At 72.4% G+C, this 16,888-nt stretch carries 18 protein-coding genes; 13 read left to right on the top strand and 5 right to left on the bottom strand.

All coding sequences use genetic code 11. From position 1 onward, the window contains the following. Positions 1-10 precede the first annotated feature (10 nt). The 6 genes from HPY23_RS06695 to HPY23_RS06720 all read left to right on the top strand — a co-directional run bounded on the left by HPY23_RS06695 (position 11) and on the right by HPY23_RS06720 (position 5,503). On the top strand, positions 11-1,468 hold the full coding sequence (locus HPY23_RS06695; protein ID WP_091883063.1) for an acyl-CoA reductase: 1,458 nt from the start codon (positions 11-13) through the stop codon (positions 1,466-1,468). Beyond that, complete coding sequence (locus HPY23_RS06700) at positions 1,458-2,249, top strand: ABC transporter ATP-binding protein (protein WP_091883060.1); 792 nt, start codon at positions 1,458-1,460, stop codon at positions 2,247-2,249. The genes HPY23_RS06695 and HPY23_RS06700 overlap by 11 nt, the downstream gene beginning before the upstream one ends. After that, positions 2,246-2,995: an ABC transporter permease gene (locus tag HPY23_RS06705; RefSeq protein WP_091883268.1), complete on the top strand. Its 750-nt coding sequence runs from the start codon at positions 2,246-2,248 to the stop codon at positions 2,993-2,995. The genes HPY23_RS06700 and HPY23_RS06705 overlap by 4 nt, the downstream gene beginning before the upstream one ends. A 5-nt stretch (positions 2,996-3,000) precedes the next feature. Continuing rightward, positions 3,001-4,038, top strand: coding sequence for an ABC transporter substrate-binding protein (locus HPY23_RS06710; RefSeq protein WP_200601855.1), 1,038 nt, complete (start codon positions 3,001-3,003; stop codon positions 4,036-4,038). Continuing rightward, the gene (locus HPY23_RS06715; protein WP_060845392.1) at positions 4,035-4,802 is read left to right on the top strand and encodes an SDR family oxidoreductase; all 768 of its coding nucleotides are present in this window, start codon (positions 4,035-4,037) and stop codon (positions 4,800-4,802) included. The genes HPY23_RS06710 and HPY23_RS06715 overlap by 4 nt, the downstream gene beginning before the upstream one ends. Positions 4,803-5,200: 398 nt before the next feature. Further along, on the top strand, positions 5,201-5,503 hold the full coding sequence (locus HPY23_RS06720) for a hypothetical protein (RefSeq protein ID WP_060845391.1): 303 nt from the start codon (positions 5,201-5,203) through the stop codon (positions 5,501-5,503). A gap of 43 nt (positions 5,504-5,546) precedes the next feature. On the opposite strand, the gene HPY23_RS06725 is transcribed toward HPY23_RS06720, so the two are convergent. Together HPY23_RS06725 and hppD are read right to left on the bottom strand one after the other, a co-directional pair. Next, on the bottom strand, positions 5,547-7,274 hold the full coding sequence (locus HPY23_RS06725) for an ABC transporter ATP-binding protein (protein WP_091883057.1): 1,728 nt from the start codon (positions 7,272-7,274) through the stop codon (positions 5,547-5,549). 259 nt (positions 7,275-7,533) lie between these two features. Then, entirely contained in the window at positions 7,534-8,664 is a 1,131-nt protein-coding gene (gene hppD / locus HPY23_RS06730) for a 4-hydroxyphenylpyruvate dioxygenase (RefSeq protein WP_091883055.1), read from the bottom strand. Positions 8,665-8,785: 121 nt separating this feature from the next. Between hppD and HPY23_RS06735 the strand changes: the two genes are divergently transcribed. Together HPY23_RS06735 and HPY23_RS06740 are read left to right on the top strand one after the other, a co-directional pair. Then, the gene (locus HPY23_RS06735; RefSeq protein WP_060845388.1) at positions 8,786-9,277 is read left to right on the top strand and encodes an Lrp/AsnC family transcriptional regulator; all 492 of its coding nucleotides are present in this window, start codon (positions 8,786-8,788) and stop codon (positions 9,275-9,277) included. A 149-nt stretch (positions 9,278-9,426) separates the two neighbouring features. Then, positions 9,427-10,479, top strand: coding sequence for a patatin-like phospholipase family protein (locus HPY23_RS06740; RefSeq protein WP_091883052.1), 1,053 nt, complete (start codon positions 9,427-9,429; stop codon positions 10,477-10,479). 18 nt (positions 10,480-10,497) lie between these two features. On the opposite strand, the gene HPY23_RS06745 is transcribed toward HPY23_RS06740, so the two are convergent. Next, positions 10,498-10,929, bottom strand: a complete 432-nt coding sequence (locus HPY23_RS06745; RefSeq protein WP_048428671.1) for a CBS domain-containing protein — start codon at positions 10,927-10,929, stop codon at positions 10,498-10,500. Positions 10,930-11,064: 135 nt separating this feature from the next. Then, the gene (locus HPY23_RS06750) at positions 11,065-11,877 is read right to left on the bottom strand and encodes a rhomboid family intramembrane serine protease (protein WP_060845386.1); all 813 of its coding nucleotides are present in this window, start codon (positions 11,875-11,877) and stop codon (positions 11,065-11,067) included. A gap of 473 nt (positions 11,878-12,350) precedes the next feature. Between HPY23_RS06750 and HPY23_RS06755 the strand changes: the two genes are divergently transcribed. The 3 genes from HPY23_RS06755 to HPY23_RS06765 all read left to right on the top strand — a co-directional run bounded on the left by HPY23_RS06755 (position 12,351) and on the right by HPY23_RS06765 (position 14,543). Then, complete coding sequence (locus HPY23_RS06755; protein ID WP_060845385.1) at positions 12,351-12,956, top strand: PAS domain-containing protein; 606 nt, start codon at positions 12,351-12,353, stop codon at positions 12,954-12,956. Positions 12,957-13,141: 185 nt separating this feature from the next. Then, positions 13,142-13,717, top strand: a complete 576-nt coding sequence (locus HPY23_RS06760) for a PilZ domain-containing protein (protein WP_236012775.1) — start codon at positions 13,142-13,144, stop codon at positions 13,715-13,717. A 328-nt stretch (positions 13,718-14,045) separates the two neighbouring features. Then, positions 14,046-14,543, top strand: a complete 498-nt coding sequence (locus tag HPY23_RS06765) for a hypothetical protein (RefSeq protein WP_091883050.1) — start codon at positions 14,046-14,048, stop codon at positions 14,541-14,543. 64 nt (positions 14,544-14,607) lie between these two features. Here HPY23_RS06765 and HPY23_RS06770 read toward each other — a convergent pair whose 3' ends face one another. Next, positions 14,608-15,090, bottom strand: a complete 483-nt coding sequence (locus tag HPY23_RS06770) for an MmcB family DNA repair protein (protein WP_060845383.1) — start codon at positions 15,088-15,090, stop codon at positions 14,608-14,610. A 287-nt stretch (positions 15,091-15,377) separates the two neighbouring features. Here HPY23_RS06770 and HPY23_RS06775 point away from each other — a divergent pair, with 287 nt between their 5' ends. Together HPY23_RS06775 and HPY23_RS06780 are read left to right on the top strand one after the other, a co-directional pair. Continuing rightward, positions 15,378-16,205: an ABC transporter ATP-binding protein gene (locus HPY23_RS06775; RefSeq protein WP_175539877.1), complete on the top strand. Its 828-nt coding sequence runs from the start codon at positions 15,378-15,380 to the stop codon at positions 16,203-16,205. Positions 16,206-16,253: 48 nt separating this feature from the next. Beyond that, on the top strand, positions 16,254-16,888 hold a 635-nt coding region (locus tag HPY23_RS06780; protein WP_200649583.1), incomplete at its 3' end, for an ABC transporter permease subunit.

Genomic DNA, 16,888 nt, shown 5'->3' on the forward strand with positions numbered 1-16,888 from the left:
CGACCAGGGGATGAGCGCGGTCGAGGAGGCCGGCTACCTTCCGGGGCCGTTCGCCGGGCTGGCCGGCCGGCAGGTCGTCGTGCACCGGGCCTGGGGCGAGACGGTCGCGGTCGCCCTGCCGGTGCTCGACGAGGCCCAGGCCCGGTCGCTCTGCGCCCATATCCGGGCCCGCGCCCGCGACACCCTGCGGGGCATGGAGACCGCCCGCATCGTCGCGGCGATCGACCGGGCGAGCGCCTGCCTCCTCGACCGCACGCACCCCTCGCGCCGCAAGGCCGAGGCGCTGCTGCCGGTCGTCACCGGCTACGATCCCGAGACCGTGCGGCTCGGCCTGACGCGCTACCTCAAGACCTTCCGGCGGCCGCAGCTCCTGCGCTTCCTCGCCGAGGACTTTTCCGATCCGGGCGTGCTCGACGGCTTCCGGCCGGCGGTGAAGGGCGGGTTCGTGCGGGCGCGCGGGCCCGACCTGCTGCTGCACGTCTGGGCCGGCAACGTTCCGGCCCTGCCGCTATGGAGCCTCGTCGCCGGGCTGCTGGTCAAGGCCGGCAGCATCGGCAAGCTCGCCTCCGCCGAGCCGCTCACCGCCGGCTGGTTCGCGCAGGCGGTCGCCGAGGCCGATCCCGAGCTCGGCGAGTGCCTGGCGATGACCTGGTGGAAGGGCGGAGAGGGCGGCGTCGAGACGACGTTCCTCGAAGCCGCCGACTGCGTCATGGCGTATGGCGGCGATGCCACCCTGTCGGCGTTGCGCGCCAGGGTGCCGGTCTCCACCCGGTTCCTGCCGCACGGCCACCGCATCGGCTTTGCCATGATCGGCCGCGAGGCGCTCGACAGCCGCCGGGCCGCCGCCGCCGCGCAGGCCGCCGCCCAGGACGTGGTGCGCTACGAGCAGCAGGGCTGCTACGCGCCGCAGATGCTGTTCGTCGAGCGCGGCGGGCCGGTGGCGCCGGACGAGTTCGCCCGCCACCTCGCCCACGCGCTCGCGGCGCTCGCCGCCCGCCACCCGCGCAGACACCTCGATCCGGGCGAGGGCGCCGCCATCGCGGCCTGGCGCAGCGGCCACGAGATGCGGGCGCTCGACGACGCCGGCACCGTGCTCCTCGGCGATCCGGAGGATTCCTGGAGCGTCGTCCATCTCGACGCGCCCGTGCCCTTGAGCCCGTCCGGCCTCAACCGCACCGTCGCGGTGGTGGCGGTCGACGACCTCGCCGAGGTGCCGGCCCTGGTGGCGCCCCACCGCGCCTATCTCCAGAGCGCGGGCCTCGCCGCCGCCCCCGCCCGTCTGTTCTCCCTCGCGGAGGACCTCGCGGCGGCCGGGGTCACCCGCATCGCCGCGCTCGGCCGAATGACCGCGCCGGAGGCCGGCTGGCACCATGACGGCCGCTTCAGCCTGCTCGACCTCGTGACCGTGACGGAGATCGAGGCCAGCGCCGAGGCCGCGGCGGACGATGTCGCGCCCTATGCCGAGTGACGCCGCCCTCGCGCTTACGGACGTGCGCTACCGCTTCCCGGGCGACACCGCCGCCACGGTGGACGGGGTCGACTGGGCGATTCCCCCCGGGGCGGTGCATTGCCTGCTCGGCCGCAGCGGCTGCGGCAAGACCACGCTCCTCAAGATCGCCGCCGGGCTGATCGTGCCGGACGAGGGGCAGGTGCGGGTCGGCGGGACGATCGTGCGCGGGCCGGCGCCGCGGGTCGGCTTCGTGTTCCAGGCCCCGACCCTGCTCGACTGGCTCAGCGTCCTCGACAACGTGCTGCTGCCGGTCTCGCTCAAGCGCCGCCCCCGCGAGGCCGACCGGAAGGCCGCACGCGACCTTCTGGCGACGATGGGGCTCGGGTCCCTCGCCGGCCGGCATCCCGCCACCCTGTCGGGCGGGCAGCAGAGCCGGGTCGCGATGGCCCGCGCGCTGATCGGCGCGCCCGACCTCCTGCTCCTCGACGAGCCCTTCGCGGCGCTCGACGCGCTCACCCGCGAGGAATTGCAGGACGACCTCCTGCACCTGTGCGCGGCGCGCGGCACCGCGGCCCTGTTCGTCACCCACGACATCGCCGAGGCGGCGTATCTCGGCGACCGGGTCGGCGTGATGGCGGCCGGGCGCCTCGTCCACGAGGCGGCGGTCCCCTTGCCGCGGCCCCGTCCCCCGGGCATCCGCTATACCGCCGCGTTCGGCGCCGCCTGCCGATCTTTGCGCGCCGCCATGGACGCCCCCGCCCTGGACGCCCCCTCCCCCGCCGCGGGGTGCGCCGCATGAGGCCGCGCCTCGTCTCCGCCCTGCTCCTCGTCGTGCTGCTCTGCGCCTGGGAGGCGTGGTGCCGCGCGGGCGGGGTCTCGGCCCTCGTCCTGCCGCCGCCCTCCTCGGTCGCCGAGACCCTGTGGGGCGAGGCCGTCTCGGGCCGGCTCTGGCCGCACCTGCGGGCGACGGCGACCGAGATGGCGCTCGGGCTCGCCGCCGGGACGGGCCTCGGCCTCGGCGCCGGCATCCTGCTCGCCGAGTGGCCGGCGCTCCACCGGGTGCTGCATCCCTACGTGCTGGCGAGCCAGCTCGTCCCGAAGCTGGCCCTCGGGCCACTCCTGATCCTGTGGTTCGGCTTCGGCCTGACCCCGACGGTGGTGATCACCGCGCTGATCTGCTTCTTCCCGCTCCTCGAGAATACCCTGACCGGGCTCGATCAGGTCGATGGGGGCAAGCGCGAGCTGTTTCGGATGCTCGGCGCGAGCCGGGCCCGGACCCTCTGGCGGCTCAAGCTGCCCTCGGCCCTGCCGGTGATCCTGGCGGGGTTCCGGGTCGCCATCGTGCTCGCGCTGGTCGGGGCGGTGGTGGGCGAGTTCGTCGGCGGGCGCCAGGGCCTCGGCGCCGCGATCATCGCCGCCCAGAGCACGATGGATTCGAGCCTGATCCTCGCCCTGTTCGTCGTCATCACCGCCCTCGGGATGGCGGTCTACGAGGCCGCCCGCGCCCTCGAATCCCTGATCCTGCGTCGCTACCCGAGAGGTTGAGTGTCGTGAAGCTTCCCCGTTGCCTGCATGCCCTGCCGTTCCTCGCCCTCGCGGCGCTCGCTCTCGCGGGGCTCAGCCCCCCGGCCGCGGCGCAAGGCCTCGACAAGGTCACGGTCGGCGGCTGGAGCCAGCCGATCAGCGAGATCACCAACCTCCTCGCCGAGCCGGATCACGGCCTGTTCAAGGCTCGCGGCATCGCCCTCGACTACGTCCCGGGCAATGGCGGCGGCTCGGCGATCCAGGCCGTGCTGGCGGGCCAGGCCGACATCGCCTTCACCGACCCGGCCTCGTTCTACCTCGCCCTCGACAAGGGCGCGGACCTGGTGGCGGTCTACGACATCTATCCCCAGAACGTGTTCAACGTCGTCTCGCCGAAGAGCCGCGGCATCCGCACGATCGCCGACCTCAAGGGCAAGCGCGTCGGCGTCTACAGCCTGGCGAGCGGTACCCGCCAGCACCTGCTCCTGCTCCTCGCGACGGCGGGATTGAAGGAGACCGACGTGACCGTCGAGGTCACCGGCCTCCTCAACTTCGCCCCCCTGATCCAGGGCCAGGTCGACGCGACCGCCGCCACCGATACCGGTCTCCTCGTCGGCCGGGCCAAGGGTCTCGGCGAGGTCGACGTGATTGAGGTGCGCGACCACCTCAACCTGCCGAGCGACATCTTCGTGGTGACGCGCAAGGACTACGAGGCGAGAAAGCCGCTCCTGAAGCGCTTCCTTGCCGCCTACCGCGACTCGGCGGCCTGGATGATCGCCAGGCCCGACGAGGCTGCCCGCCTCGCGGTGACCCGGGCGATCAACGGCCGCGACGAGGCGATCAACCGCGAGGTCATCCGCCTGCGCAACCTCTCCAGCGTCTCGCCGACGACCGAGCGCGAGGGCCTGGGCCATTTCGACCTGCCGGTCCTGCAGCAGGGCGCCGACACCTTCCGGCGCCTCGGCCTCGTCGCCCGCGCCCTCGACATGGGCCAGGTGGTGAAGACCGACCTGATCCCCGTGAAGGAGAGCGCCGCGAGCCCTGCGAAGGAGGGCACGCCGTGAGGTTTCGCGACCGCGCGATCCTGGTCACGGGTGCGAGCCGGGGCATCGGCGCCGCCATCGCCACGGCCGCCGCCGCCGAGGGCGCGATCGTGATCGTCAACTATCGCAGCGACGCGGCCGGCGCCGAGGCGGTGGCGGATCGCTGCCGCGCGCTCGGCGGGCAGGCGCTTCCGGTCGCCGCCGACGTGACGGATCCTGCCGCGGTGGCGGAGCTCGCCGCGCGGATCGGCGAGGAGGTCGGGCGGCTCGACGCCGTCGTCAACAACGCCTTCGCACCCTACCGCTTCGATCCGGACCACCGCATTCGCTTCCGCGACCTGCCCTGGGAGGCCTACCAGCGCCAATTCGACGGCACGGTGCGGGGCACCTACCAGGTGGTCCACGCTCTGCTGCCGCTGCTGACGCGCCGCAGCGGCGCCAGCATCGTCAACCTCGCGAGCGACCTCGTGGCGCGCCCGAGCATCCCCTACCACGACTACACCACCGCCAAGGCGGCGCTCGTCGGCTTCAGCCGCAACCTCGCGGCCGAGCTCGGGCCGGTCGGCGTGCGGGTCAACTGCGTGGCGCCGGGCCTCGTCGTCCCGACGCAGGCGAGCCGGGACACCCCGGAGGCCGTCCGCGACGCACTGATCGCCCAGACCCCCTTGCGCCGCCTCGCGACGCCGCAGGACGTGGCCGGGCCGGTGCTGTTCCTCGCCCACGACGACAGCCGCTTCATGACCGGGCAGGTGCTCACCGTCGACGGCGGGCTAGTGATGGGGTGAGGCCGGGCCCCCGGGCGGAGCAGCGCGGGCGGGACGATTCCCCGGATCTCCCCCCACCGCCGCCCACCGTCACGCGAGGGTTGCAGTCGCGTCGACCCGGGCAAGCAACCGATCAAGTGTCGGGAACTGGACAATCCGGGACGGGAGCAGCGCCGGACCGGCCGCGGGTATTGGAAAGGTCCATTCCGATCACAGCTGCGTCGGATGCATTGACACGATTGATGCGGTGTGGTGTTCAACCCAACGGCAGGGGCCGCTCCACGCTTCGCGTCCGGCGCCCGCACATGCAGATCGACGCAGGCGCCACCGGGCACGACCCGGTGCGATGTTCTATGCCGTCAGACCTAGGCTGTACGCCCGAATGTTGCTCGGGCGTTGCAGGCCCTATCTGTGCCCGCATGATCCCGACGCTCGACCTGCTGCCGGCTGCCGAGAGCCGTGCCCCCGCTCCCGCCGCTGCCCCGGCGGCGGACCTTCTGGCGCATGTCCTGCGCGACCTCGCCCTGTCCTACGAGGCGGAATGCCCGGGCGGCTTCGCCCGGTTCCGGCAGGGGCTGACGGTCGAGATGCTGGCGGTGATCGCCCGCTTCTCCGGCCCGGCGACGAGCGACGAGGCCGCGCTCGCCCTGGCGCGGCAGGTCCACGAGACCCTGCTCGACGTCGAGGAGGACGTCTGGGCCCTCCACACCTCGGCGCATTGACGCCGCTTCCCGTCCGGTCGCGTCGCGATCGAACGCCCGCGGATCACTCCGCGGCCATCGCCCCGCCCTGCGCCGCGTGCAGGCGCGTATAGGCGCCGTCCGCCGCCACCAGGGCGTCGTGCGAGCCCTGCTCGACGATGCGCCCGCCCGACACGACCGCGATGCGGTCGGCGTGCCGGATGGTGGCGAGGCGGTGGGCGATGACGAGCGTCGTGCGCCCCTGCGTCAGCTCGGCCAGCGCCTGCTGGATCTCCCGCTCGGTCTGGGTGTCGAGCGCCGAGGTCGCCTCGTCGAGGATCAGGACCGGCGGGTTCTTCAGGAAGACCCGGGCGATCGCCAGGCGCTGCTTCTGCCCGCCGGAGAGCTTGACGCCGCGCTCGCCCACGACCGTGTCGAGGCCGTCGGGCAGCGTCGCGATCAGGGTGTCGAGGCGCGCCCGGTGGGCCGCCGTCCGGATCTCGTCCTCGCTCGCATCGAGCCGGCCGTAGGCGATGTTCTCGCGGATCGTGCCGGCGAACAGGAAGACGTCCTGCTGCACGATGCCGATCTGGCCGCGCAGGGAGGCCAGCGTCAGGTCGCGGATGTCGTGGCCGTCGAGGGTGATGCGCCCGCCCTCGACCTCGTAGAAGCGCGGCACCAGCGAGCACAGGGTGGTCTTGCCGGCCCCCGACGGCCCGACGAAGGCCACGGTCTCGCCGGCCCGGACCGCGAGGTCGACGCCGCTCAGGACCTCGCGCCCGTCGCCGTAGCCGAAGCGCACGCCCTCGAACCGGATCTCGCCGCGCAAGGGCGGCGCGGGCACCGCGCCCGGCCGGTCGACGATGTCGGGGGCGGTGGCGAGCAGCGCCATGTAGCGCCGGAAGCCCGCGATGCCCTTGGGATACGTCTCGACCACCGCGCTGATCTTCTCCAGCGGCCGGTAGAACACCCCGACGAGGAGCAGGAAGCCGATGAAGCCGCCGGGGCTGAGATCGCCCCGCACCACGAAGGCGGCCCCACCCAGCAGCACCACGATCTGGACGAGGCGCATGCCGAGGTAGTTGAGCGACAGGCTCGCCGCCATGATCCTGTAGGCGTCGAGCTTGGTGGCGCGGTAGCGCTGGTTGTCGGCGGCGAAGAGGCGGCGCTCGTGGGCCTCGTTGGCAAAGGCCTTCACCACCCGGATGCCGCCGACATTCTCCTCGATGCGGGCGTTGAAGGCGCCGACCCGGCCGTACTGCGCCTGCCAGTTCTGCGTCATCCGTCCGCCGTAGCGCACGGTGACGAAAGCGATGACCGGCAGGATCGCGGCGGTCATCAGGGCCAGCGGCGGATGGACGTACAGCATCAGCCCGAAGGCGCCGAACAGCGTCATCACGGCGATGAACAGGTCCTCGGGCCCGTGATGGGCGACCTCTCCGATCTCCTCCAGGTCCTTCGTCACCCGGGCGACGAGATGGCCGGTCTTCTGGTTGTCGAAGAACCGGAACGACAGCGTCTGCAGGTGGTCGAAGGCGCGCGCCCGCATCGTCGTCTCGATGTTGATGCCGAGCACGTGGCCCCAATAGGTCACCACCACCATCAGCCCGGCATTGGCGACGTAGAGCAGCGCCAGGCCCGCGGCGGCGAGCAGGATCAGGCTCCAGTCCTGCCGCGGCAGCAGCACGTCGACGAAGGCCTTGACCGCCATCGGGAAGCCGAGCTCGAGCAGTCCCGACAGGATGGCGCAGCCGAAATCGACGAGGAACAGGGTCCGGTACGGCCGGTAATAGGCGAGGAAGGCCTTGAGCATGACGGTCCGGTGGCGGTGGGACGCGGGCCGGGGCCGGCGCGCGGGCCCCTGATAGGCGGGAACCCGCCCGTGCGACAAGGCGACGGCTCGCGCCATGAAGTCGCCCCGGCCCGGATCGCCGACGCTGCCAAAGGACAAGTCGGGCGGAGGTCCGCCCTCACCTTCTTCGTTATTATTCCAGATATAAACAAAGGGAGGCCCCGTCTCCCGGGCCGGGGGACGGGGCCGTGCCTGATCTCAGAAGATGCCCGGATCGGCCTCAGGCGGCCGCGTCGCGCGGCCCGTGATCCGCCAGCACGCCGCGGCGGATCTGGTCCTCCTCGATCGATTCGAACAGGGCCTTGAAGTTGCCCTCGCCGAAACCGTCATCGCCCTTTCGCTGGATGAACTCGAAGAAGATCGGCCCGATGGCGTTGGCCGAGAACAGCTGGAGCAGGATCTTGGTCATCCCGCCCTCGACCACGCCCTCGCCGTCGATCAGGATGCCGTTCCGCTCCATCCGCTCCAGCGGCTCGCCGTGGCCGGGCAGGCGCGTCTCGACGCGGCGGTAATAGACCGACGGCGGCGCCGGCATGAAGGCGACGCCGCCCGCCCGCAGCGCCTCGATCGTCGCGTAGATGTCGCGGCAGCCGCAGGCGATGTGCTGGATCCCCTCGCCGTTATAGGCGTGCAGGTATTCCTCGATCTGGCTCTTCTCGTCGGCCGATTCGTTGATCGGGATGCGGATCTTGCCGTCCGGCGAGGTCAGCGCCTTGGAGAACAGGCCGGTCTGCTTGCCGGCGATGTCGAAGTAGCGGATCTGCCGGAAGTTGAAGATTTTCTCGTAGAACCCGGCCCAGACGCCCATCCGGCCGCGATGCACGTTGTGGGTCAGGTGGTCGAGGTAGAACAGGCCGAGGCCCTCGGGCCTGGGGTCGCGCGCGTCGAGCCAATCGAACTCGGCCTCGTAGGGCGAGCCCTTCCGCCCGTAGGTCTCGACGAAGTAGAGCAGCGAGCCGCCGATGCCCTTGATCGCCGGCACGTCGAGGGTCTTGCTGCCCTCCGCCGGGTCGGCCGGCTCGGCGCCGTGGGCGAGCGCCCGCTCGTAGGCGGCCTTCGCGTCGACGACGCGGAACGCCATCGACGGGGCGCAGGGGCCGTGGGCGGCGACGAAGCGGTGGCCGTGGCTGCCGGGCTCCTCGTTGACGAGGTAGTTCACGTCGCCCTGGCGGTAGACGGTGATCGCCTTGGTGCGATGGCGCGCCACCGCGGCAAAACCCATGGCGCGGAAGAGATCGTGCAGGGCCTGCGGCTCGGGATGGGCGTATTCGACGAACTCGAACCCGTCCGTGCCCATCGGGTTGGCGGCGGTGACCTGGGCGGCCGGGGCATCGTGCGGATAGGGGCCCATCGTTCGCGTCCTCCTCTGCGTTCGTGGTCGCCATCAGAGCATGGACGGCCCGCGCGGGGCGTGCGAAATCCGGGCGCCGGCCCGGTCTCCGCGCACGGATCGTGCATGGAGACGCCCGGCGATGACCGATCCTCTCACCCTCGACGGGTTCGACCTGAAGATCCTCGCGGCGCTCCAGGAGGACGGGCGCCTCGGCAACCAGGAGCTCGCCGAGCGCGTCCACCTCTCGGCCAGCCAGTGCTCGCGCCGGCGCCTGCGGCTGGAGGAGCGCGGCGTGGTGCGGGGCTACCGGGCCGAGCTCGCCCCGGAGCCGCTCGGGCTTGCCGTCACGGTCTTCACCAAGGTGGCGCTCGCCACCCACAACCGCGACAACGCCCGCCGCTTCGCCGAGCTGGTCCGCGGCCTCGACTGCGTGCTGGAGGCCCACGTGATGACCGGCGACAGCGACTACCTGCTCAAGCTGATCGTGCCCGACCTGAAGGCGCTCTCGGCGGTGATCAACGACGTGCTCCTGCCGCACGAGAGCGTGGCGCACGTCCATTCCGCGGTGGTGCTCGACACGCTGAAGGAGGCGGCCGCCCTGCCGCTGCCGCGCGGGCCCTCCTCCGCCTGACCCCGCCCGTCCCGGGCCTCCCGCTCCGGCCCGATCCTCTCGCACCCGATTCCCCGACGAAAGGGCGATGCAACCTCCACCGTTGACGAACGCTTGATGGTTCCAGGCCACACTGCGATCCGGGACAAGCCCGGCGGAGGTCAGGCGCCATGATGTGGGACGGCATCGCACTCTTCTCCGGCGCGCCCGTGCGGCGCTCAGCGGACGGCGTGCTGGGTGCCGCGGGTGTTCCTCCCCTTCGTGAGCCCGAGCGGCCCCGGCGGGCCAAGGTCGGCCTGGCGCTCGGCGGCGGGGCCGCCCGGGGCTGGTCCCATATCGGGGCGATCGAGGTGCTGCAGGAGGCCGGGATCCCGATCGACGTGGTGGCCGGCTGCTCGATCGGGGCGGCGGTGGGCGCCTGCCACGCCGCCGGCAAGCTCGGCGAGTTGCGCGACTTCGCCCTCACCCTGACCAAGCGCCGGGTGATGGGCCTGCTCGACTTCCACATCAGCGGCTCGGGGCTGATCGCCGGCGAGCGCCTGCGGCGGCTGCTCGAGCGCGACCTCGGCAGCGCCCGCATCGAGGATCTCCCGCTCACCTTCGCGGCGGTGGCGACCGAGCTCGGCACCGGGCACGAGATCTGGCTCACCCGCGGCGGCCTCGTCGAGGCGGTGCGGGCCTCCTACGCGCTGCCCGGCATCTTCGATCCGGTGAAGATCGCCGGGCGCTGGCTGATGGACGGGGCGCTGGTCAACCCGGTGCCGGTCACCGCGGCGCGCGCGCTCGGGGCCGACGTGGTGCTCTGCGTCAACCTCAACGGCGACATGCGGGTGCGCGGCACGGTGATCCAGTCGCACGGGGCGGAAGGGGCGGATGCGGTGATGGAGGCCGCCACCGAGGCCGCTGGCGCGCCGGCCGAGGAGGCGCGGCGCTGGCCGCTGATCGGCGGCCGGCGGGCGAAGCCGAAGCCCCGGCCGGAATCCGGCGCGCCGAGCGGCATCGCCAGCGTGATGGTCGACGCCTTCAACATCACCCAGGACCGGATCTCGCGCTCGCGGCTGGCCGGCGACCCGCCCGACGTGATGATCAACCCGAAGCTCGCCCAGATGGGGCTGTTCGAGTTCCACCGCGCCGAGGAGTGCATCGAGCTCGGCCGCCAGGCCACCCGGCGGATGCTGCCGGAGATCCACGAGATGATCGCGGCCGCCGTCGCGCCGGCGTGAGGCGGCCGCCGGCGGGCATCAGGCGGTGGCGATGTACTCGCGCATCGCCTGGTGCTCGGCCTCGACCGACTCGATGCGGTGCTTGACCACGTCGCCGATCGACACGAGGCCGACGAGGCGGCCGTCCTCGACCACGGGGACGTGGCGGAAGCGGCCGTCGGTCATCAGCTCCATCACCTCGTCGACGGCGCTGGCGCGGCTGCAGCAGATCACCTTGGCGGTCATGTGCCGGGAGACCGGCGCCTCGAGCGCCGCGCCGCCGCCGCGGACCACCGCCCGGATGATGTCGCGCTCCGACAGGATGCCGAGGACGGTCTGGCCGGCATCGCTCACCACCAGGGCGCCGATGCCCTTCTCGGTCAGGAGCGCGGCGGCCTCCGCCAGGGTGCGGTGGGGCTGCACGGTCACGACGGTGCGGCCCTTCTGCGACAGGATGCGCGCGACGGTCATCAACACCTCCCAGGGCTCGGGCCCCGCCGGCCGTGACGGTCCGGGCGGGACTCTCGGTTGCGGGGCCGAGTGTGTGACCGCGGGACGCAGGACGCAAGCACCCCGGAAGTCGAAGGGAAACAACTCCCGCCGGGCTCAGCGACGCCCGATGCGCTCGACCAGGGGCAGCAGCAGGAATCCGACGACGAAGCCGCCGAGATGCGCGTCCCAGGCGACGGGAGCGTCGCTCAGGCCCAGCGGCAGGGCGGCGAGGCCGAACAGCAGGTTGGTGACGAACCAGATGACGAGGAACACCACCGCCGAGCGGTTGCGGAACAGCTCGGGGATCGTCTGCAGCCGGGTCGGCACCGGGCGCTGCCAGGGCACCGCGGCGGCGCCGGCGGGCTCGGGCGGGTGGAAGGCGAAGCGCACCGCCGCCGCCATCAGCCCCGACACGCCCGCCGAGGCGCCGATCAGCGGCACGGTGCTCAAGGGGTCGATCAGGACGTGGAGCAGGCCGCCGGCGGCGGTCGCCGCGAGCGCGATCACGCCGTAGCGCCAGGCGCCGCAGCGCCGCGCCACCGGGGAGCCGAAGGCCGCGAGCCAGACGCCGTTGAGGAGCACGTGGGCCCAGGAGCCGTGCAGCAGGGCGTAGGTGATGAAGGTCCAGGGCATCCCGTCGGCGTCGGCCACCAGGTAGGCGGCGAAGGCCTTGCGCAGCTCGACGCCGCCGGCATCCCCCTCGGCGGCGGCGCGCAGCACGTCGGCGGCCCGGCCCGGATCGAGGGCGAGGGTCCAGCGCGCCGGGATCAGGGCGAGGTCGAGCAGCAGGGTGATGTCCCAGACGTCGGGCAGGACCTGCCGCACGGCGTGGATCAGCACCAGGATCCCGACCGAGGCGGTGACCACGGCGGGCATGTTGAAGACCGGCACGCGCGGCGGTCGCGGGAGGTCGGGGGTGGCATCCATGCGGGCACCATTGCGGGGCGCGGGGGCCGTCCGCAAGGGCGGGCGCCGCCGCGGCTTGGGGGCACCCGGGAAAAGACGACCGGCCGGCCGAAAAAAAAGGGAGAGCGTTGCCGCTCTCCCCGAAGAGGATGATCGCGCCGGCTGCGTCACGGCCGCGCGCGGAACGTCGTCAGGACCGTGACGACGCGGGCCGGATCCGGCCCTCACCCCTTTGCATGCGGGCGGGCTTAGGGCGCCTCGATGCACCCGGCCAGCCCCAATCCGCCATTGCTCCCCACAATCGCCCGGGTGTGGGGCAAACGCAACAGCGAGGGGCCGGTAACCCTAACCGAACCTTACGCTCTCGCGCCCCTCGCGTTCGGCATAGGGTCTGCTCAACCGAATCAGCCGCGCCGGTGGCAGTCCCGAGATGGGACAACCTCCGGTAGCCCCTGGGACCGCCCGTCCGCCCGACCGTGCCAGACCGAGACGCCATGAAGCACCCGACCAGCCGCATGCTCCACGCCTACTGGAACGGCTTGCGCGGCGCCCGCGCGGCGCCGGAGCGGGGCGAGATCGAGCCCGGAGAGATCCGCCACGTGCTGGCCGACAGCCTGATCCTGGAGATCGACGCAGCCTCCCAGGCCGCCACGGTTCGCCTCGCCGGCACGCGGCTCTGCGCCCTGTTCGGGGCCGAGCTGCGGGGCCTCTCCTTCGGCGGCCTGTGGGGCGAGGCCCCGGCGGCGGATCCCTGGCGGCTGGTCGAGGTGGTGATCCAGGAGACCGCCGGCGTGGTGGTCGGGCTCGTCGGGGTGACCGAGGCCGGCGAGACCCTCGACCTCGAGCTTCTGCTCCTGCCCCTGCGCCACCGCGGCAAGACACAGGCCCGGGTGATCGGCTCGCTCTCGCCGGCGGTGATCCCGACCTGGCTCGGCCTGCGCCCGATCGTGGCCCTGCGCACCGTCTCGCTGCGGATCCTCACCGGGGAGGCCAACGCGGCGATCGCCGCTCCGCTGGCGGCCCCCCCGCCGGCGGCCAACGACGAACCGGGGCCCGAGCGCCGCAAGCGCTTCGTGGTGCATCACGGCGGTCGGGCCTGACGGCAGAGCGGTTCGTTAACCACTCGAACGCATGATCGTCCGGGGCGGCGGGTTCCGCGCCGGGGGAATCGAGCGTCATGGCGAGCGTGGGGGCGAGCGCGATGGGCAGCGCCGCGGAGGGCACGCCGAGCGGCACCGCGGTCCGGCCGGCCTCGGTGATCGCCCGTGCCCTGTCCCTGCGGGCGATGTCCGAGCAGCGCCGGCACACCCGCGTCGCGGTGGCGCTCCTCGGGCGCTACATGCTGTCCGACCGGCAGGAATATCCCTGCCAGACCATCGACATGTCCCCCGGCGGGGTGCGGCTGACCTGCGCGGTCGGCGGCACGGTCGGCGAGCGCATCGTGATCTACCTCGAGCATGTCGGGCGGATCGAGGGGACGGTGGCGCGGATCCTCCCGGACGGGATCGCCGTGACGATCAACGCCACGACGCACAAGCGCGACAAGATCGCCTCGCAGCTGACCTGGCTCGCCAACCGGACCGAGCTCGGCCTGCCGGAGGACCGCCGGCACGAGCGCGTGGTGCCGCGCCGCGCCCTCACCACCCTGCATCTCGAGGGCGGCCGCGAGATCGCCGCGCGCATCGTCGACATCTCGCTGTCGGGCGCGGCGGTGGCCTGCGAGGTCGACCTGCCGCTCGATACCTCCCTGACCGTCGGGCGCACGCCCGGCCGGGTGGTGCGCCGGTTCAAGGGCGGCGCCGCGATCGAGTTCCGCCTGCCGCTCTCGCCGGACCGGTTCGACGAGAATCTGGTGTTGTGACGCTCCTTCGTTGAAGGTGCCCCGGCTCCGGCGGCCTGCCGGCCGAGCGCCGCCCGCTGTCGTGCACCGGGGCGCGGCCGATTCCCGGGTCGATTCGCTCAGGCCCGCGCGCGGATCGCGTCCAGTCGCGAAGGCGTGGCGTCACGCCATCGGGGATTCGTAGGCCGAGATCCGCGGGATCCGGGATCGCCCTGGAAGCGCGGAGCGCCGCCGCGCGGCGATGCCCTATTCCACAGGACAGGTCATTCGGGACCGTGGGACGACGCGTCCCGCCACCCTGCGCCGTGCTCCGCCGGCACCGGATGGGCCCGACGGAAGGACTGTCGCCATGACGCAACGCTGGGCCAGGACCGCGCTCGTGACCTCGCTCCTGACCGGCGGCGCGATGGCTGCGGCCCCCGCCCTGGCGGCATCGGCCGCGGCGCGGGCCGAGTTGCCGTCCGGGTCCTGCGAGAAGACGGAGGACGGCTTCGGCGATTTCCTGAATGCGATCGTGTCCGATCCGGCCTTGCGCGCGGCCTACAGCGCTTCCCCGATTGCCGAGCGCGACCTGCGGGATCCGGCAAGGCCGGTGGCCCGGCCCGGCGAGCCGTTCCGGGTGACCATCGTCGACAACATGTGGTTCTACGACGAGCCCGGTCGCGGCACGGCGAAGCTGGCGCGGGTCAAGCTGACGTTCAAGTTCGACGGCAACCGGATGCGCCTGGGTTTCGTCAAGGCCAAGTTCTCCCCCGAGGACGACCTCATCCGGACGTTCGGTGCGCCGGAGGCCTACGTGTTCGAGCACATCCAGGGGTGCTGGCGCCTGGTCGAGCATCTACGGTAGCGGGCGTCGCAGTCCGCATCGGGCGACGGAAGGCCGGACCTGGCGAGAGCGTCGGGCGGGGCGCCTACAGCGCCCCTTCCCGGATCGAGCCCGGATCGGCCAGTGCGTGGAGCAGGCCCGCCGCGGCGTGGGCGAAGCGCAGGGTCACGGCCTTGCGGCGGGCGCCGGCCAGGGGATGCTCGGGCGGATCGCGCAGGATCGCCGCCCCGAAGGCGTCGGCGACGATGAGCCCGGTGTCGTCCGGCAGGATCTCCACCGGCAGGGTCTCCGGCACCGCGAAGTAGAAGCGGTCGCAGAAGTCGCGGTAGTCGGGCCATTTCCGGTCGGCACGGAAATCGGCGACGCTCGACTTGATCTCGATGATCGTCAGCTTGCCGCACGTCCCCAGCGCGATCAGGTCGGCACGCCGGCCGTTGGCCAGGGTGAATTCCGGGATCGTGACGAAGCCGAGTTCGGCGAAGAGGCGCCGCACGCCGCGCTGGACGCCGAGGGCGGTCGGCGACTGGCGGCGGTCGACGGGGAGCGAGAAGGCGAGGGCGGCGGACAAGGCTGTGGAACGCTGCGGCTGACGGGTTGCAAACGAGATCGAATCGGGAACGCCATCCGACCAGCTTCGGGCGGTGTTGTCACGTGCGGCCCATGTCGCAGGTGCCGGCCCCGTCGGCCGGCGCGAAACCGGGATACGCGACGGATGGAGCGGTTGATCTCGCGGGCCCGCTCGCCGATGGTCGGCCGCGTCCGGGAGCCGCGCGAGACGGCCGGGACGCCGGGAGGGAGACGGGACGCATGGTGGGGCAGCGCGCCGCCGAGGGGCGTAAGGGAGGGCGGTCCGGCATGCGCCTGGTCGGCGGCACGGCACTCGCCCACGGCGACGCGGTGCGCCTCGACGACGTCAGCATCGCCTTCACCCTCAAGGGCGGCAGGCGCTACGTCGCCGTCGAGGGGATCGACCTCGGGGTGAGGCCGGGCGAGTTCGTCGCCATCGTCGGGCCGACGGGCTCGGGCAAGTCGACCCTGCTGAACGCCGCCGCCGGGCTGCTCAAGCCTGCCTCGGGCGGCGTCGCGGTCTTCTCCTCGGCGCTCTCGGGGCTCAACGCCCGCGCCGGCTACCTCTTCCAGGCCGACGCCCTGATGCCGTGGAAGACGGCCCTCGACAACGTCGCGGTGGCGCTGGAGCCGCAGCGCGTACCGCGCGCCGAAGCCCTGGCGCGGGCCCGCGACTGGCTCGGCAAGGTCGGGCTCGCGACCTTCGTCGACCGCTATCCGCACATGCTCTCGGGCGGCCAGCGCAAGCGCGTGGCGCTCGCCCAGATGCTGATCCGCGACCCCGAGATCCTGCTGATGGACGAGCCGTTCGGGCCGCTCGACGCGCAGACCCGGCAGATCATGGGCAACCTGCTGCTGGAGCTGTGGGCGGCCAACCGCAAGGCGGTGATGTTCGTCACCCACGACCTCGAGGAGGCGATCGCGCTGTCCGACCGGGTGGTGGTGCTCTCGGCCGGCCCCGCCGCCCGCATCGTCGGCGAGTTCAAGGTCGATCTCCCCCGCCCGCGCGACATCAGCGAGATCCGCCTCGAGCCGCAATTCCACGCCCTCTACAAGGAGATCTGGTCGTGCCTGCGGGTCGAGGTCTCCCGCGCCTACGCGAGCGGTCCGGCGTGAGGACCCTGGCGTGACGCCTCATCGGAGATTCCTGTCGTGAACCGCCCCGTGAACCGCCTGGGCCTCCTCGCCCTGCAGATCCTCGTCGGCCTGATCGGCCTCGCGATCTGGCACGTGCTGACCGTCTACCCGATCCTCGGCGCCCCCAAGCAGATCCAGTTCTTCTTCTCGACCCCGGTCGAGGTCCTGAAGCGGACCTGGATGGAGATGACGAACCCGGAGATCTGGGGCCATCTCTGGATCACCCTGCAGGAGACGGTGCTGGCCTTCGTCTTCGGCGCGGCCGGCGGCATCGCCTTCGGGTTCCTGTTCGCCCGCAACGCGCTGCTCGCGGCGGTGTTCGATCCCTACATCAAGGCGGCCAACGCCCTGCCCCGGGTGGTGCTGGCGCCGATCTTCGCCCTGTGGTTCGGCCTCGGCATCTGGTCGAAGGTGGCGCTCGGCTTCACGCTGGTGTTCTTCATCGTGTTCTTCAACGTCTACCAGGGCGTGCGCGAGGTGAGCCCGGTGGTGCTGAACAACGCCCGGATGCTCGGCATGAGCGAGCGCGGCTTGCTTCGCCACGTCTACTGGCCCTCGGCGCTGACGTGGATGTTCTCCTCGCTGCATACCGCGGTCGGCTTCGCGCTGGTCGGCGCGGTGGTGGGCGAGTATCTCGGCTCCTCGGCCGGCCTCGGCTACAA

Origin of the sequence: Methylobacterium ajmalii (assembly GCF_016613415.1) — a bacterium.
In the GTDB taxonomy this organism is placed as follows: Bacteria; Pseudomonadota; Alphaproteobacteria; order Rhizobiales; family Beijerinckiaceae; genus Methylobacterium; species Methylobacterium ajmalii.

What these genes read in the sequence shown, in the direction of transcription:
- HPY23_RS06695 (WP_091883063.1), top strand. Translation starts at nt 11, where the DNA reads ATGAGCGCGGTCGAGGAGGCCGGCTACCTTCCGGGGCCGTTCGCCGGG.
- HPY23_RS06700 (WP_091883060.1), top strand. Translation starts at nt 1,458, where the DNA reads ATGCCGAGTGACGCCGCCCTCGCGCTTACGGACGTGCGCTACCGCTTC.
- HPY23_RS06705 (WP_091883268.1), top strand. Translation starts at nt 2,246, where the DNA reads ATGAGGCCGCGCCTCGTCTCCGCCCTGCTCCTCGTCGTGCTGCTCTGC.
- HPY23_RS06720 (WP_060845391.1), top strand. Translation starts at nt 5,201, where the DNA reads ATGATCCCGACGCTCGACCTGCTGCCGGCTGCCGAGAGCCGTGCCCCC.
- HPY23_RS06725 (WP_091883057.1), bottom strand. Translation starts at nt 7,274, where the DNA reads ATGCTCAAGGCCTTCCTCGCCTATTACCGGCCGTACCGGACCCTGTTC.
- hppD (WP_091883055.1), bottom strand. Translation starts at nt 8,664, where the DNA reads ATGGGCCCCTATCCGCACGATGCCCCGGCCGCCCAGGTCACCGCCGCC.
- HPY23_RS06735 (WP_060845388.1), top strand. Translation starts at nt 8,786, where the DNA reads ATGACCGATCCTCTCACCCTCGACGGGTTCGACCTGAAGATCCTCGCG.
- HPY23_RS06740 (WP_091883052.1), top strand. Translation starts at nt 9,427, where the DNA reads ATGATGTGGGACGGCATCGCACTCTTCTCCGGCGCGCCCGTGCGGCGC.
- HPY23_RS06745 (WP_048428671.1), bottom strand. Translation starts at nt 10,929, where the DNA reads ATGACCGTCGCGCGCATCCTGTCGCAGAAGGGCCGCACCGTCGTGACC.
- HPY23_RS06750 (WP_060845386.1), bottom strand. Translation starts at nt 11,877, where the DNA reads ATGGATGCCACCCCCGACCTCCCGCGACCGCCGCGCGTGCCGGTCTTC.
- HPY23_RS06755 (WP_060845385.1), top strand. Translation starts at nt 12,351, where the DNA reads ATGAAGCACCCGACCAGCCGCATGCTCCACGCCTACTGGAACGGCTTG.
- HPY23_RS06760 (WP_236012775.1), top strand. Translation starts at nt 13,142, where the DNA reads ATGTCCGAGCAGCGCCGGCACACCCGCGTCGCGGTGGCGCTCCTCGGG.
- HPY23_RS06765 (WP_091883050.1), top strand. Translation starts at nt 14,046, where the DNA reads ATGACGCAACGCTGGGCCAGGACCGCGCTCGTGACCTCGCTCCTGACC.
- HPY23_RS06775 (WP_175539877.1), top strand. Translation starts at nt 15,378, where the DNA reads ATGCGCCTGGTCGGCGGCACGGCACTCGCCCACGGCGACGCGGTGCGC.